The organism is Actinoplanes sp. TBRC 11911, assembly GCF_012933445.1.
Taxonomy (GTDB): Bacteria; Actinomycetota; Actinomycetes; order Mycobacteriales; family Micromonosporaceae; genus Actinoplanes.
Genome location: NZ_JABBNC010000020.1, coordinates 1 through 14,913, shown reverse-complemented (window position 1 = coordinate 14,913; position 14,913 = coordinate 1). Strand labels below are relative to the sequence as shown.

The following is a 14,913-nucleotide window of genomic DNA, read 5'->3' as shown; positions in this document are numbered from 1 at the left end:
ACAGCTCGGGAGTAATCGGTGAGTGGCGGCCTGTATCGCAGTGCGCATGCGACCCCGGATGGTGAATTCCCCATCCGGCAGGACGGCGTCACGCTGATCTCGGTGGACTCGCCGCTGCCGCAGAGCGGGCCGGGAGGCGATCAGGCCTTACCACCGGAGCCGGTCTCGGCCGGTGAGGGCCGCAGCGCCACGGCCAACAGCGCGATCATGGCGCTGGGCAGCATCGTCAGCCGGCTGATCGGCTTCGTGCGGAACGCCTTGATCGGCATGACGCTGGGCGCGGGCATCGGCGACGCGTACACCAGTGCGTATTTCCTGCCCAGCCAGATCTACGAGCTGCTGCTCGGCGGCATCCTGTCCAGCGTGCTGATCCCGCTGCTGGTGCGGCGGCGCAAGGCCGATCCGGACGGCGGCCTCGAATTCACCCGTCGGCTGCTCAGCTTCGCGATCGTCTCGCTCGGCGTCGCGACGGTTCTGGTGGTGCTGCTGGCGCCGGCGATCACCGCGATCCAGTCGAGCAGCGACACCGACGGCGCCTATCGCAGCCTGGTCACCCACTTCGCGTACCTGATCCTGCCGATCATCTTCTTCACCGGTCTGTCCGGGCTGATCGGCGCGGTCCTGAACGTCCGGGGTCACTTCGCCGCGCCGATGTGGGCGCCGATCCTGAACAACATCGTGGTGATCGCGTCCTGCGGCATCTTCATCGGCGTCTTCGGCACCACGAAGGGCCTGCAGCCGGAGGACATGACGCCGGGCCGGATCCTGCTGATCGGCGGCGGCACGCTGCTCGGCATGGTGGCTCAGGCGCTCGGCCTGCTGCCCGCGCTGCGCAAGGTCGGCTTCACCTGGAAGTTCCGCTGGGCACCGCGATCGCTGGGCATGGGCGAGATCGGGCGGCTGGCCGGGTGGATGCTCTGTTACGTCACCGCCAACCAGATCGCGATCTTCGCGGTGGTCCGCATCCTGAACGGGGTGGCGGGCAAGGACAGCGCCAGCGTGCTGGCCTTCAACAACGTCTTCCTTCTGACGATGATGGCGCACGGCATCATCGGCGTCTCGGTGATGACCGCGCTGCTGCCGAAGATGAGCGCGGCGGCCTCCGAGGGCCGCTTCTCCGAGGTGAGTGCCGACCTCACCCGAGGGATCAAGCTGGTGGCGGCGGCGCTCGCGCCGATCGCGGTCGTCTACGGCGTGCTCGGCGCACCCCTCTCGGTGATGCTCTTCCAGGGTGGCGCGTTCACCAACCAGGCCGCCCTCGACACCGGCACGGTGCTGGTGGTCGCGGCGTTCGCGGTCATGCCGCTGTCGATTCAATACCTCTGCACGTACGCCTTTTATTCTCTGCAGGGCAACAAGACCGCCGCGCTGATCAATCTGCCCGTGGTGGCGGTCCGGATCGGCGCGTACGTGGTCCTCGCCGCGGTGCTGAGCAAGTCGCTCTCGGCGGCGGGCATGACGGCCGGCAACGCGATCTCGTACGTGGTGTCCGCGGCGATCTCGCTGGCGGTGCTGCGTCGCCGGATCGGCCGGCTCAACCTCGGCTCGGTCGCCGGAGCTCTGGCGCGGGTCCTGATCGCCGCCGCCATCGCAGCCGTGCTCGGCCTTGTGGTGGTGCACATGCTGCCGGGCGCCGGCGCGCCGTCCGGTCGCGGTCAGGCGTTCGTCCAGCTCGTCGTCGGCGGGGCCATCATTCTCGTCGCGTACCTGGGCGCTGCCTTCGCCCTGCGGGTCCAGGAGGTCAGCCAGGTGGTCGGGATGGTTCGCCGGAAAATCGGGCGATGATCGTTCAAGGTGATCTCGATCACCCCATCTGACCAGGAAATTCGCCCGAGTAACCTACGACACACCAGCTGATCGGCGGAAATGTGCAGCCAGCCGCGCCAGGGGGACGACCTCCCGAAGGCTGGCCCCGGGCGGGTATGGTCGGTGTCGGCGTGTGCTCCGGCGCATAGTCGTACGGTCCAGAAACAGTAGTTGCGCCAGCACACGACGCGTGTGGCGGAGCATCGAGGAGGACGGGTGACCCAGGTCGGCGAAGGCCACGAGACCGCGGCCGATGCGGACGGACCGGTCATGACCTTCGGTGCACCCACCGTCGGTGAGATCCTGGCCGAGCGGTACCAGCTTGAAGAGCACGTCAACGACGACAGCGCGGGCCGTCAGGTCTGGCGCGGCGTCGACGTCATTCTGCGCCGCCCGGTCGCGGTGGTGCTGCGCCGGCCCGGTGGCGACCCCGCCGCCGAGATGCTGCAGGCCGCGGTCGACGCCAGCCGGGTGATCCACCCCAATCTGGTCGGCGTCTACGACGCCATCGACGAGGGCGCCCGGGCGTATGTGGTGCGCGAGTGGGTCGACGGCGAGTCGCTGCGCGATCTGGTGACCCACGAGGGCCCGCTCGACCCGGCCCGGGCCACGACGATCGCCCACGCGCTGGCCGACGCGCTGACCGCGGTGCACGCCACCGGCATGGTGCACGGCAACGTGCACCCCGGGACGACGCTGATCGCCGACGACGGCCGGGTGGTCCTGGCCGACGCGCGCGCCGACTCGGCCGACGATCATGAGACCGACGTTCGCGCGGTCGGCGCCATTCTCTATTACTCCCTGACCGGTCACTGGCCGCACGCCGAGGTCGGTGCGTCCGCCCTGCCGGACGCGAACCGGGACGGCAGCGGAAACCCGGCGACGCCCCGGCAGATCCGCGCCGGCGTCCCGGCGTACCTCGACGACCTGACGATGGACCTGCTCGACAAGCGGGTCGCCGCCCCCGAGGCGGACGCGCTCGCCGCCGAGCTGGCCCGGCTGGACGCCGCCGCCGAGGACGACTACGAGGACGCCGGTCCGCTCCGCTTCGCGCAGAACACGACGACCGAACCGGCCCGCAGCACTCCGAAGATCGTGGTCGGGGTCGCGGCGCTCGCCGTGATCGCGATCGTCGGTCTTGTCTTCGGCATCCGCGCGATCACCAGTTCGAGCGATCCCGGGCCGAAGGCCACGAACCAGGCGGGCGCCGGCACCACCGCCACCACGGGCAAGACCGACGACCCGAGCGAGACGCCCGTCGCGCAGCCCAAGACGATCCCGCTCAGCGCCTCGATGGTCCGCATGGTCGACCCGCCGAAGGGCGAACGGCAGGACAGCGCCCAGGCCAAGTACACGGTCGACAACGACCCGAACACGGTGTGGCAGACGCAGCGCTTCAACACCGCCGACTTCGGAAATCTGAAGAAGGGCATGGGCGTCCTGATCAACCTGGGTACGCCTCGACGCCTCGCCGAGATCACGGTGGAGACGTCCTCACCGGGCGTGGCCATGGACATCCGCACCGGTCCGGCCGACTACGGCGACAACTCGAGCGGCGACAAGAAGATCGTCGACACGTACAAGAAGCTCGGCGACGGCGACACCGAGAAGACGGACGGCACCCGTCAGGTGTTCTCGGTCTTCGACCCGAACCAGAAGTACCAGTACGTGCTCGTGTTCCTGACCGAGCTGCCGCGCGCCGAGGACGGCGACCGCTACCAGGTGAGCGTCAACAAGATCGAGCTGACCGGGTTCTGAGGGGTCCGCTAAATTGCTCGCGTGAGGTCCGCCGACGCACCGAGCGACGCCGAGCTGTTGCGTGCCCACGTCGACGGCGACCGCGAGGCGTTCGCCGAACTCGTCCGGCGTCACCGCGACCGGCTGTGGGCGGTGGCGCTGCGGACGATCGGTGACCGCGAGGAGGCCGCCGACGCGGTACAGGATGCGCTGCTGTCGGCGCATCGCAACGCGGCGCGCTTCCGGGGCGACTCGGCCGTCACGACCTGGCTGCACCGCATCGTGGTGAACGCCTGCCTCGACCGCATCCGCCGCCGGCAGGCGCACCCGACGGTGCCGCTCCCGGACGGCAGCCGCACCGACGACCGGCCGGCGGGCGTGGAACCGGCGGCACCAGCCAGCGATCATGACACCGCCCTGGTCGTCCGGGAGGCGCTCGCCAAGCTGCCGCCCGACCAGCGAGCCGCGATCGTGCTGGTCGACGTGCAGGGCTACGCGGTGGCCGAGGCCGCCGAGATCCTGGGCGTCGCCGAGGGCACGATCAAGAGCCGGTGCGCCCGCGGTCGTGCCCGGATGGCGCTGACCTTGGGCTACCTGCGTGAGTCCCCACCGCCCGGCGGGAACCCGGAGGCGCCCGGAAGCGTCTCATCGGAACCGGCTTCGGCCACACCGCTGCCGGGAGCACAGGATCGGAGGGACCGCGGGTGAGCGGGGCCGAGTTCGGCGGGGTCGACATCGACCTGCTGGCCGACTACATCGGGGGTGCGCTGGCGGGCACGCCGGACGAGACCGCCGTGGCCACCCGCATCGCCGAGGACCCCGATTGGCGTACGGCGTACGAGTCACTGACCGGCGGCATCGACCTGGTGAGTGCCGAGTTGGGCCGCCTCGGGCCGGAGCCGATGCCGGACGAGCTGGCCGCGAGCCTGGATGCGATGTTCCGCAACCCGCCGCCCGCGATGACCGTGATCGACGGTGGCGACACCACTCCCCGCGTACCGGCCAGGCGCGCCCGTCGCCGGCTGCGCTGGGCCGCACCGATCGCCGTGGCTGCCGGTTTAGTCGCTTTCGTCGGGTTCGGCGTGGATTACCTCGCCGGCCGCGACTCCCGCTCGCAGGACACGGCGACCAGCGCCGCGGCCGGCTCCGCGGAGTCGGCGGCGAGCCCCCAGATCCTCTCCACCGGCACCAACTACACGCAGGCGACGCTGGGCGGCGCGGCGGCGCAGACGCTCACGGCACCCGATCTGAACGCACCCGCCGCACCGAAGGATCGATCCGGCGCGTCAGCATCGGTTCCGCTCGGCCGGCTCGACCCGGGCCAGGGTCTGCAGGCCTGCCTCGACGCCATCCAGCGGGCGAACGCCGGTGGCATGATTTCGGTGCAATCGGTCGACTATGCGAAGTTCGACGGATCCCCCGCGCTGATCGTCCGGTTCACCGCCGCGAACGGCGCATGGGCCTGGGCGAGCGGTCCGGAGTGCGGCACGCCAGGAAGTGGCCCCGCCACTCTCGGCAAGGTGCCGGTACGCTGATTGACGTCTCAACGGTTGTCTTCCGTGAGGCCGGCCACCGCCGACCGGCGCGGGAATGGCGCGTGCCAGCATGACGTTCTAGCGTGCAGTGTCGCCGGGCAGTGCCCGCGGCAATCGAAATGACAGGAGTCGGCAGTGGACGAGGTCCGCAATCTGATCATCGTCGGTTCGGGACCGGCCGGGTATACCGCCGCGCTGTACGCGGCCCGGGCAAACCTCAACCCGCTTGTGATCGAGGGCGCCCAGTCTGGTGGCGCTCTGATGACCACCACCGAGGTGGAAAACTTCCCGGGCTTCCGGGACGGCGTCATGGGCCCGGATCTGATGGACAACATGCGCGCGCAGGCGGAGAAGTTCGGCGCCGAGTTCATCATCGACGACGCCACGCGGGTCGAGCTGGGCGACCGCCCGACCGAGGCCGGCACCGAGGGTCTCAAGACCGTCTGGGTCGGCGAGAAGGAGTACTGGGCGCGGGCTGTGATTCTCGCCACCGGTTCCGCGTGGCGGCCGCTGGGCGTGCCCGGCGAGCAGGAGTTGCTCGGTCACGGCGTCTCGTCGTGTGCGACCTGTGACGGCTTCTTCTTCCGCAACCAGCACATCATCGTGGTCGGCGGCGGTGACTCCGCGATGGAGGAGGCCACCTTCCTCACCCGCTTCGCCGAGACCGTGACGATCGTGCACCGGCGCGACTCCTTCCGGGCCAGCAAGGTCATGCAGCAGCGCGCGCTGAACAACCCGAAGATCAAGGTCGAGTGGAACTCGGTCGTCGAGGAGATCCTCGGCGAGGACGGCAAGGTCAACGGTGCGCGGCTGCGGAACGTGCAGACCGGCGAGACCAAGCACCTCGACGTCACCGGCGTCTTCGTCGCGATCGGCCACGACCCGCGCAGCGAGCTGTTCAAGGGTCAGGTCGAGCTGGACGACGACGGCTACGTGAAGGTCGAGGCGCCGACCACGCGCACCAACCAGGTGGGTGTCTTCGCGGCCGGCGATCTGGTCGACCACACCTACCGTCAGGCGATCACCGCGGCCGGTACGGGATGTGCCGCCGCCCTGGACGCCGAGCGCTTCATCGCTTCTTTCGTCGAGCTGTAACAGCCGTAAGACCAGGAGGTCCTAGTGGGAGCAGGCAAGCCCGTCACCGACGCATCGTTCGTCAGTGACGTGTTGCAGTCGGACAAGCCGGTATTGGTGGACTTCTGGGCCGAGTGGTGCGCACCTTGCAAAAAGGTGGACCCGCTCCTCAACGAGCTCGCCAACGACCCGGACCTCGCCGGTCAGGTCGAGATCGTCTCCATCAACATCGACGAGAATCCCGAGACCACCCGGGCCTACCAGATCATGTCGGTGCCGACGCTGACGATCTTCAAAGGTGGCGAGCCGTTCAACTCGGTCATCGGCGCCAAGCCCAAGAGCGCCTTGAAGAGTTTCCTCGAGTCGGCCATCTAAGCAGCGCGTATTCGATGCCCCGACGCCCGGTGGGCGGCGGGGCATCGTCGTACTTCCACAGGGTTCGCCCCGCCGATCGCCGGGCATGCCAGGAGTACGCTCACCAAGTCGTTCTTCTTTCTAGGGAGTCGCGCGTGCGTTCCATCCGACGTGGAGACAACGGCCCGGCCGTTGCCGAAATCCGATCGATCCTGGTCGGGCTGGAACTGCTCGAGGCGGCATCCGACATGTTCGACGAGGAAACCGATCAAGCCGTACGCGCGTTTCAGCAGAGCCGCGGCATCGGCGTCGACGGCCTCGTCGGCGACGAGACGTGGGGCGCGCTGGACGCGGCGCGCTGGCGGCTCGGCGCACGCACGCTGTTCCACTCGATTCCGGACGCGTTGGTCGGCGAGGACGTGCGCGCACTGCAGGAGCGCCTCCTCGAAATGGGTTACGACGCCGGTCGGGCCGATTCGATCTACGGACAGCGGACGGCCCGCGCGGTGTCCCAGTTCCAGCGCGAGGTGGGCCTGACGCCGGACGGTTCGTGCGGCCCGCAGACGATGAAGGCGTTGCGCCGGCTCGGCCGCAAGGTGGTCGGCGGTCGTCCCCAGTGGCTGCGTGAGGCCGAGGCGTTCCGCCGCGCCGGCACCAACCTGGTGGGCAAGACGATCGTGATCGACCCGGGCCACGGCGGCGGCGACGATACCGGTGTCGTGGTCCCCGAGGGCCCGCTGCGGTGGACCGAGGCCGACCTGATGTTCGACGTGGCCGCCCGCCTGGAGGGCCGGCTCGCGGCGGCCGGCATGCGGGTGCACCTGACGCGCGGACCGAAACCGGCCGAGCCGTTGAGCGGCGCCGCGCGCGCCACGCTGGCGAACAGCTTGGGTGCTGATCTGCTGATTTCGCTGCATTTGGACGGTCACGACAACGAGATGGCCGACGGGGTGGCGACGTACCACTACGGCACCGGCAGCGGACTCAGCTCGACCGTGGGCGAGAGACTGGCAAACCTGGTGCAGCGCGAGATCGTGGTGCGTACCGGTCTGCGGGACTGTCACATCCACGCGAAGACGTGGGAGCTGCTGCGCCTGACCCGGATGCCGGCCGTCCGCGTCGACCTCGGTTACCTGACGTCGCCGACCGACCGCGATCGTCTGGTCAACCCGTTGTTCCGCGAGCAGATCGTCGAGGCGGTCCTGGCCGCGGTGCAGCGCATGTATTACCCCGTCGAGGCGGACGTGCCCACCGGCTCGATCGACGTGCGCCAGCTGCGGATGGCGCTGGCCAACAAGTAGGGGTCTAGCTAGTTCTCCACCGAACGGGTGGCGGTGGCGGGGCGTACGGGGCGAAGCAGGGTTTCCGGGCTCATCGAGCCGAGCAGCTTCTCCAACGCGTACTCGACGTCGGACTTCCACGACAGGGCGGTGCGCAGCTCCAGCCGCAGCCTCGGGTAGCGCGGGTGCGGGCGTACCGTCTTGAAGCCCACCGACAGGAAGAAGTCGACCGGCGCGACGCACGAGTTCTGCTGGCGCTCGTCGTCGGCCTCGCCGAATTTCGCGTCGCCGAACGCCTCGATCGCCTTCACGCCGCGCTTGGTGAGATCACGGGCGACGCCCTGGACCAGCATCCGGCCCAGCCCACCACCCGCGAAGGCGGCCACCACGTGCGCGGTCATCAACAGTGCGGCGTCGGCGCTGACCGGCGAGGTCGGGAAGGCCATCGAGCGCGGCACGTAGGCGGGCGGCGCATACATCACGAAGCCGGCGGGCATGCCGTCGACGTACGCGAGTTTGCCGCAGGAACCCCACTCGAGCAGGGTCTGCGAAACCCACGCCTCCTTCTCCAGGCCGGGATCGCCGGACGCGCACGCCCGCTCGGCGGAGACCGGATCAAGCTCCCAGAACACACACTCCCGGCACGGCCGGGGGAGGTCTTCGAGCGTGTCCAGGGTCAAGTTGACCAGGCGTCGCGACACTGCAATCCCCCTGTTCCTCAAGCACGGCCATGTCACATGCCTAGTCCGCGCCCCCGGTCGGATCCTACGCTGTGAACTCCATGAACGGGACCTGGTCGAATTTAACAGTGCGACCCGCCGGGCAACGTCCGACTAATATCGGTGCTTCCGGACGCGAGACGCCCTTCCCCGGTGAGGAGACAGCCGCATGACCGGCACAACCCAGGACGACTACACGGATCGTTACGCGCGGCGGGTGCGTGGCATGACCACCTCCGAGATCCGCGCACTTTTCTCCGTCGCTAGTCGTCCCGAGGTCGTGTCGCTCGCCGGTGGCTCGCCCTACATCCAGGCCCTGCCGCTCGACGCGGTCGGTGAGATGCTCGGCCGGCTCGCCTCCGAGCATGGCGCGTCCAGCCTCCAGTACGGAATCGGCCAGGGGACGATCGAGCTGCGCGAGCGCATCTGCGAGGTGATGACGCTGTCCGGCATCCACGGCGCGTCTCCCGACGACGTGGTGGTGACCGTCGGCGGCCAGCAGGCACTCGACCTGCTGGCCCGGCTGTTTCTGGACCCGGGCGACGTGGTGCTCGCCGAGGGCCCGAGCTACGTGGGCGCGCTCGGCGTCTTCCAGGCCGCGCAGGCGCACGTCCATCACGTGCCGATGGACGACGACGGGCTGATCCCGGCCGCGCTCGAGGAGGCCATCCGGGCGACCGAGCGATCGGGTCGCAAGGCGAAGTTCCTCTACACGATCCCGACGTTTCAGAACCCGGCCGGCGTGACGCTCTCCGAGGAACGCCGCGAGCAGGTCCTCGACATCTGCGAGCGGGCCGGCTTACTGGTGGTGGAGGACGACCCGTACGGGATGTTGTCGTTCGAGGGTGACGCGCCGCTGCCGCTTCGGGCTCGGCGCCGTGACGGTGTGTTCTACGTGAGCACGTTCTCGAAGACGTTCGCTCCCGGGTTGCGCGTCGGCTGGATTCTGGCCCCGCACGCCGTACGGGAAAAGCTGGTGATGATGACCGAGGCGAACGTGTTGTGTCCCAGTGCGTTCGCGCAAGGGGCGATCGTGCAGTACCTGTCGACGATGCCGTGGCGCGAGCAGATCAAGTCGTACCGCGAGATCTACCGCGAACGCCGGGACGCGTTGCTCAGCGCGCTCGATGATCTGATGCCCGTCGGTACAACGTGGACAAACCCGACCGGTGGCCTGTTTGTCTGGGCGACGATCCCCGAGGGACTCGACTCGAAGGCGATGATGCCGCGGGCGATCGCGGCCCGCGTGGCGTACGTGCCGGGAACCGGTTTCTACGCCGACGGCACCGGCACGAGCAACATGAGACTCAATTTCTCGTACGCCTCTCCGGAACGCCTCCGCGAGGGTGTGCGCCGCCTCGCCGGAGTGATGGAGCAGGAACTCGAGATGCGTGCGGTCTTCGGAGCCTCCGCGACCACACCGCATCACCGCCGTGGCCCGGCCGCCGCCGATGTGCCCGGTCCCGACTTGGCATGATCACTTCCATGGGTACGGGTGACGATGTGCGCGTGATGGTTCTGGCGGGCGGTCTGTCCTACGAGAGGGACGTGTCGCTGAAGTCTGGTCGCCGGGTGCTGGACGCGCTCCGCGCGGTGGGTTTGCAGACCGAGATGCGCGACGCCGACGTGTCGCTGCTCCCGGCCCTGACCGAGGATCCGCCGGACGCGATCGTGCTCGCCCTGCACGGCGCCACCGGTGAGGACGGTTCGCTGCGCGGCGTGCTCGACCTGTGCGGCGTGCCGTACGTGGGTTGCGACGCGCGCGCCTCCCGCCTCGCGTGGGACAAGCCGTCGGCGAAGGCGATGCTGCGCGAGGCCGGCATTCCGACGCCCGATTGGGTGGCGCTGCCGCACGACCGGTTCTCCGAGCTGGGCGCGGTGGCGGTGCTGGACCGGATCGTGAACCGGCTGGGTCTGCCGCTGATGGTGAAGCCGGCGCAGGGCGGTTCCGGGCTGGGCGCGGCGGTGGTCCGCGAGGAGGCCGACATGCCGGCCGCGATGGTCGGCTGCTTCGCGTACGACTCGACGGCGCTCGTGGAAAAGTTCGTCCCCGGCATGGACGTGGCCGTCTCGATCGTCGACCTGGGCGACGGCCCGCAGGCACTGCCACCGGTCGAGATCGTCCCGCGCGACGGGGTGTACGACTACGCGGCCCGCTACACGGCCGGCTTGACCACGTGGCACGTGCCGGCCCGGCTGGACGACAAGGTCGCGGCCCGCGTCGCGGAAACGGCCATCGCGACACACAAGGCGCTCGGCCTTCGAGACCTTTCCCGCGTCGATCTGATCGTGGGCGAGGACGGGTCGCCGCATGTGCTGGGCATCAACGTGTCACCCGGGATGACGGAGACGTCGTTGATGCCGTTGGCGCTCCAGGCCGCGGGGATGGATCTGGGCGACCTCATGGCGACGCTGGTCGAGAGGGCGGTGTCCCGGGCGCGGCCGTGAGGGTCGTGTCTTTGGCTTTATCTAGTCGGTGGGTGGCGCTCGTGGGTTTGGGGGCGGTGCCGCCTGCGGGGTGGTGGGCGGCCTGCGCCGGCCCGTGGGCGGAGGCTGATCCCGGGGCTGGGCCCCCAAGCGCGCGTGACGGGCTCGGAGATCCGTGGGGTCGGCGTTGCACAGAGCGCATGACCTTTAGAGCGTGATCAGAGGGACGGTTTCGGACCGACAGGTCTTTCTCGTCAGACGTAGCGCTCACCGCGTCAAGCCCGCCAAGCCCGCCAAGCCCGCGGCGGCCCTGCACCCACACTCGCACGACACGCGAGCCCGGGTCATCGCACGAGATCAAGTGCGCGAACCAACGGCTTAGTCACTGACGGCTCAGCGGAAGAGCCCTCGGCGCAGCACAACCCATGTCATCTTTGGCCGCACGCTGGCACACAACCTGTGCGGTTGGGGCGGGGCTTTCGGCGTACGGGATGGAGGGTTTGGGAGCGGAGCATTGGGCGTACCGGATCTTGGCTTTAGGGGTGGGTTGCCGTCTGGGAGTGTGGGGTGTCGGCCGCGCCGCTCTCGCCGGCGATCGTCACCGACTGGTCGTGGGGCCGGTCGGGCTGGGGTGCGTCGGGGCGGGGTGCTTCGGGCGGCTGCTGCTCAGGGCGGGCGGCCTCTTCGGGATTCTCGCCGTCCGAGGCGAACGTGATCGTGGACGGGGACTCCCACTCGATGTGCGGCGGCTCGGCGATGGCCTTGCCACCGAACTCGGCGAGCCAGGCCGCGACCAGAGCCAGATTTTCGCGCCACTGCTGCTCGGGAATGACCGGCAGGATGTCGTCCCACAGCGTGAGGAACGTGCCCCGCAGCTGAAGCCGGCCCTGCGGCCGGGCGAGAAACCACAGGTGCAGATGCGCCGAGCCGTCTCCCCAGCGATTCACGTGTACGCGTGCCACGCCGTCCAGCGATCGAATGGCTCGCTCGAGCCGCACCGTCATCACGCCGAGCTCGGCGGCCAGGAGGTTGGGGAGATCACCGAGGTCGAGGTGTGATCGACACTCCAGGATGAGGACCATCGGAAGCCCGGTGGGACGGTCCATCGCGCGGACGCGCCAACGTTCGCTCACCCAGATGTACGCGTCGTCCGGCGTGCTGCATGCGACACAGTCGGTGGCGTCCTCGCCGGCGCGGGCCGGCTCAACCTCGACGGGAGCGGCCAGCTGCTTGACCCGCATGTCGCCCTCGAAGGGGAACGACGGCCAACGTGTGAAGTCGGGAAGCGGGGTGGGGTTCTCGGGCACGGGGTGACCTTAGCCCAGCCCAGGAGGTGCTGTCCGCACTCATTTTCGCGCCGATCGTTCATCCGTTTTACGGCCCGTGATCGTCCGACCCGGGTCACCGTCCGTGGGCAGTTCAGCACACCAAAAGTTATCCACAGAAGTTATCCACAGGCTCCCCCGTTTCACGTGAAACACGACGTCGGAGGCCTGTGCCCCCTGTGGATACAACCCTGGAGACACACCCCAACATCGGCACCGTTTCACGTGAAACGGCGCACGCCCCGTTTCACACAGCGGTTACGCACAGGGTGTGGATAGTGGCGTGGCCTGATGGCGCTGGGCCTCTGGGCAGGGTTTGGTTGTAGGCCGGCCGACGCCCTTCCTGGGCCATGCAGTGACCGAAGTTGCCCAGCGGCCAGGGCTATTCATGAGAATTCCTCGATACGGGTTGAGCGGGTCGTGGGTCGTGGCTATCGGGTAGGGGCGCCCAAGCCTGTGGATATCCGAATACGTCGATTGAGGCGCGGGTGATGGGGCTGCATCGCGGTCGGGTGGCTACCGAATGGGTATGGCAGGCGCGGGACAGGCCGTCGGCGGCGTAAGCGCCGTCGGGCCGGTCGCGGTGTGTTGCTCTTGGGCCGGCGGCGGGGATGGGCGCCGCTGGCCTGACGTCGCCGGGCGCTGCTGTGCACTCGGGCGCGGGCGGGCATCGCCGGGCGGGCATCGCCGGGCGGACGCTGCCAGGCAAGCGCCGCTGGGCAGGCGGTCGCGGGGCGCGCATCGCCCGGCGGACGCTGCTGGGCGAGCACCGCTGGGCGAGCACCGCTGGGCGAGCACCGCTGGGCGAGCACCGCTGGGCGAGCACCGCTGGGCGAGCACCGCTGGGCAGGCGGTCGCGGAGCGAGCATCGCCCGGCGGACGCTGCCGAGCGAGCACCGCTGGGCGAACGCCGCTGGGCAGGCGGTCGCTGGGCAGGCGGTCGCGGAGCGAGCATCGCCGGGCAAGTCCCGCCGAGCTGACGCCGCCGGGCAAGCGCCGCTCGGCTGGGCGGACGCCGCCGTGCAGGCACTGCCGAGTAGGCGCGGCAGGTGCGGCGGGCGAGCGGCACCGGCGGTGGCCGCGCCTCACGGAAGCGAGCAAGAGGCGCGCGGGCTCGGCTGGGTGCGGAAGCGCGGCAGACGCGAGGGGCACCGCGGATCTGACAAGCGAGGCGGCAGGCGGGCAGTTCTCCCGCACATCTTGGGGATCGTCCTGCCTTGCAATCTCTCGGGGCCGCGCCTCAGGCGCCCCACGGAGATCCGGGTTTGCCCGCTCGAGTTGTCCAAACGACTCCGCCGGCGTCCCGTCATTGACGGCGCCGATGCGTCTGCACGTTGGAGTTGGATCGCAACCGCTGATACTGACCGCCACGTCCTTGTCGGCCGGCCCGGGCCGCATCGCCCTCTGGGATGGCAGGCGAACGCGTGGGGCCCCGACGCGTAACGGACTATGACAGAAACTCCGGATGACCGACGTGGAGAAGGCCCCGACTCGTCGACGCGACCGACGGCGTCGGAGAACTGAGCCACGTAGCACACCCACGGCCGGAAAGGGCAACCAAGGATGATCCCGAGGCAGCCGGCGGGACAAAGGCAGCGGCCTTGCCTGGCGCAAGCGGAGGACCAGATCGCGAGGCCGAGCCACCGCAGCAAGGGGCGTTCCGCGAGACGAGCGGCTTCCGGGCGGAGTGGTCGCCCGCCCTCGCGTCCGAGCAGTACAGAGCGGGGTGACGGAAGCCTGGGCCGATTCGAGGACGGGCGACCGTTGCCCAGAGCCCACCTCGATAACGTGCGGCCTCTTCTTGGTCGACTTGGAGCCTGGCTCTCGACCTCCACAGCCCTCGTAGCCACTGCCCACCAGGCGGTCGGATCCTTTGGTGGTCGTCGAATCGTCGCCGCCTCAGCAAGCAGACCAACCGCTTCGAGCGGTGCCGGCGGAGACGATGACGTGCAGCAGCAAACAGCGCCTCGTCCTTCGACGCCCGCCCGAACCCGACCCGCCTCGACCTACAAGGTAGACGGGCGCGATCCAAAGTCGCACGGACCGAGACTCACCCGTCTCGCGCTTTGACGCGCTTCATCAGCTCCAGGGAACCGAACCGCCGAATGGCGCGGGACGCAACGCTCGCGTTCCCTCAGCGGGCCGATGGCGGATGTGGCGGGCGCGGCCAGTACTCGGTGGAATCAATCGCACGATGCGCCAACGGCGATCGTTTCACGCGAAACGTCGCGCCGCGCCTTCAGAACTCCCGAGCCGCCGTGGTCGGCCACGTCGCCGTGGATGAGGCGATGGCGCGGGGTTCCTAGTCGCACTCAAGGCAGGCGCCCATCGACGCTTCCGCGATGCTGCCGCGGATTCACTCCCAAGAGGCCCAATCCCTCAGGACGAAACAGCACCGTCGCGTCGACGCCGCGAGAGCCTGAGGTCAGAGACCGCCGTAAGAAGTCTTTCGGCGGGCCTCGACCGAGCACGGCGTCGTTGGGTTCGAAGTGAAGAAGACGTCGGGGACGGCCGCTTGGGCGCCACCGGGCGGCGTCCTGCAATTGCCGCCGGACGTGGCCGTTAGCAACCCTTTGTTTCACGTGAAACACTGCACACTCCCGGCTCCCGGCTCCCGGCTCCCGGCTCCCGGCTCCCGGCTCCCGGCTCCCGGCTC

Annotated in this window: 11 protein-coding genes; 9 read left to right on the top strand and 2 right to left on the bottom strand. The window is 69.2% G+C overall.

Annotated features, from left to right (window positions below; genetic code table 11):
- Window positions 1-18: 18 nt before the first annotated feature.
- The 7 genes from murJ (at window position 19) to HH310_RS24870 (ending at window position 7,807) form a co-directional block, all read left to right on the top strand.
- Window positions 19-1,785, top strand: coding sequence for a murein biosynthesis integral membrane protein MurJ (gene murJ / locus HH310_RS24900; RefSeq protein WP_169178063.1), 1,767 nt, complete (start codon window positions 19-21; stop codon window positions 1,783-1,785).
- 237 nt (window positions 1,786-2,022) lie between these two features.
- Window positions 2,023-3,564, top strand: a complete 1,542-nt coding sequence (locus HH310_RS24895) for a protein kinase family protein (RefSeq protein WP_169178062.1) — start codon at window positions 2,023-2,025, stop codon at window positions 3,562-3,564.
- A 21-nt stretch (window positions 3,565-3,585) separates the two neighbouring features.
- Complete coding sequence (gene sigM, locus HH310_RS24890) at window positions 3,586-4,251, top strand: RNA polymerase sigma factor SigM (RefSeq protein ID WP_169178061.1); 666 nt, start codon at window positions 3,586-3,588, stop codon at window positions 4,249-4,251.
- Window positions 4,248-5,078 carry a hypothetical protein gene (locus tag HH310_RS24885; protein WP_169178060.1) on the top strand — a complete coding sequence of 277 codons (831 nt, stop codon included), beginning with the start codon at window positions 4,248-4,250 and terminating at the stop codon, window positions 5,076-5,078. Before sigM ends, HH310_RS24885 begins: the two co-directional genes overlap by 4 nt.
- Window positions 5,079-5,213: 135 nt before the next feature.
- The gene (gene trxB / locus HH310_RS24880; protein ID WP_169178059.1) at window positions 5,214-6,173 is read left to right on the top strand and encodes a thioredoxin-disulfide reductase; all 960 of its coding nucleotides are present in this window, start codon (window positions 5,214-5,216) and stop codon (window positions 6,171-6,173) included.
- A 24-nt stretch (window positions 6,174-6,197) separates the two neighbouring features.
- Complete coding sequence (trxA, locus tag HH310_RS24875) at window positions 6,198-6,527, top strand: thioredoxin (RefSeq protein ID WP_169178058.1); 330 nt, start codon at window positions 6,198-6,200, stop codon at window positions 6,525-6,527.
- A gap of 134 nt (window positions 6,528-6,661) precedes the next feature.
- Window positions 6,662-7,807, top strand: coding sequence for an N-acetylmuramoyl-L-alanine amidase (locus HH310_RS24870; protein WP_169178057.1), 1,146 nt, complete (start codon window positions 6,662-6,664; stop codon window positions 7,805-7,807).
- Window positions 7,808-7,815: 8 nt separating this feature from the next.
- Here the strand turns inward: HH310_RS24870 and HH310_RS24865 are convergent, their stop codons facing one another.
- Entirely contained in the window at window positions 7,816-8,487 is a 672-nt protein-coding gene (locus HH310_RS24865; protein ID WP_169178056.1) for a GNAT family N-acetyltransferase, read from the bottom strand.
- A gap of 187 nt (window positions 8,488-8,674) precedes the next feature.
- Between HH310_RS24865 and HH310_RS24860 the strand changes: the two genes are divergently transcribed.
- Window positions 8,675-9,982: a PLP-dependent aminotransferase family protein gene (locus HH310_RS24860; protein ID WP_169178055.1), complete on the top strand. Its 1,308-nt coding sequence runs from the start codon at window positions 8,675-8,677 to the stop codon at window positions 9,980-9,982.
- Window positions 9,983-9,990: 8 nt separating this feature from the next.
- A complete protein-coding gene (locus tag HH310_RS24855; protein WP_248294387.1) occupies window positions 9,991-10,953 on the top strand; it encodes a D-alanine--D-alanine ligase in 963 nt (320 codons plus the stop codon).
- A 515-nt stretch (window positions 10,954-11,468) separates the two neighbouring features.
- Here the strand turns inward: HH310_RS24855 and HH310_RS24850 are convergent.
- The gene (locus tag HH310_RS24850) at window positions 11,469-12,173 is read right to left on the bottom strand and encodes a hypothetical protein (protein ID WP_248294393.1); all 705 of its coding nucleotides are present in this window, start codon (window positions 12,171-12,173) and stop codon (window positions 11,469-11,471) included.
- Window positions 12,174-14,913 lie beyond the last annotated feature (2,740 nt).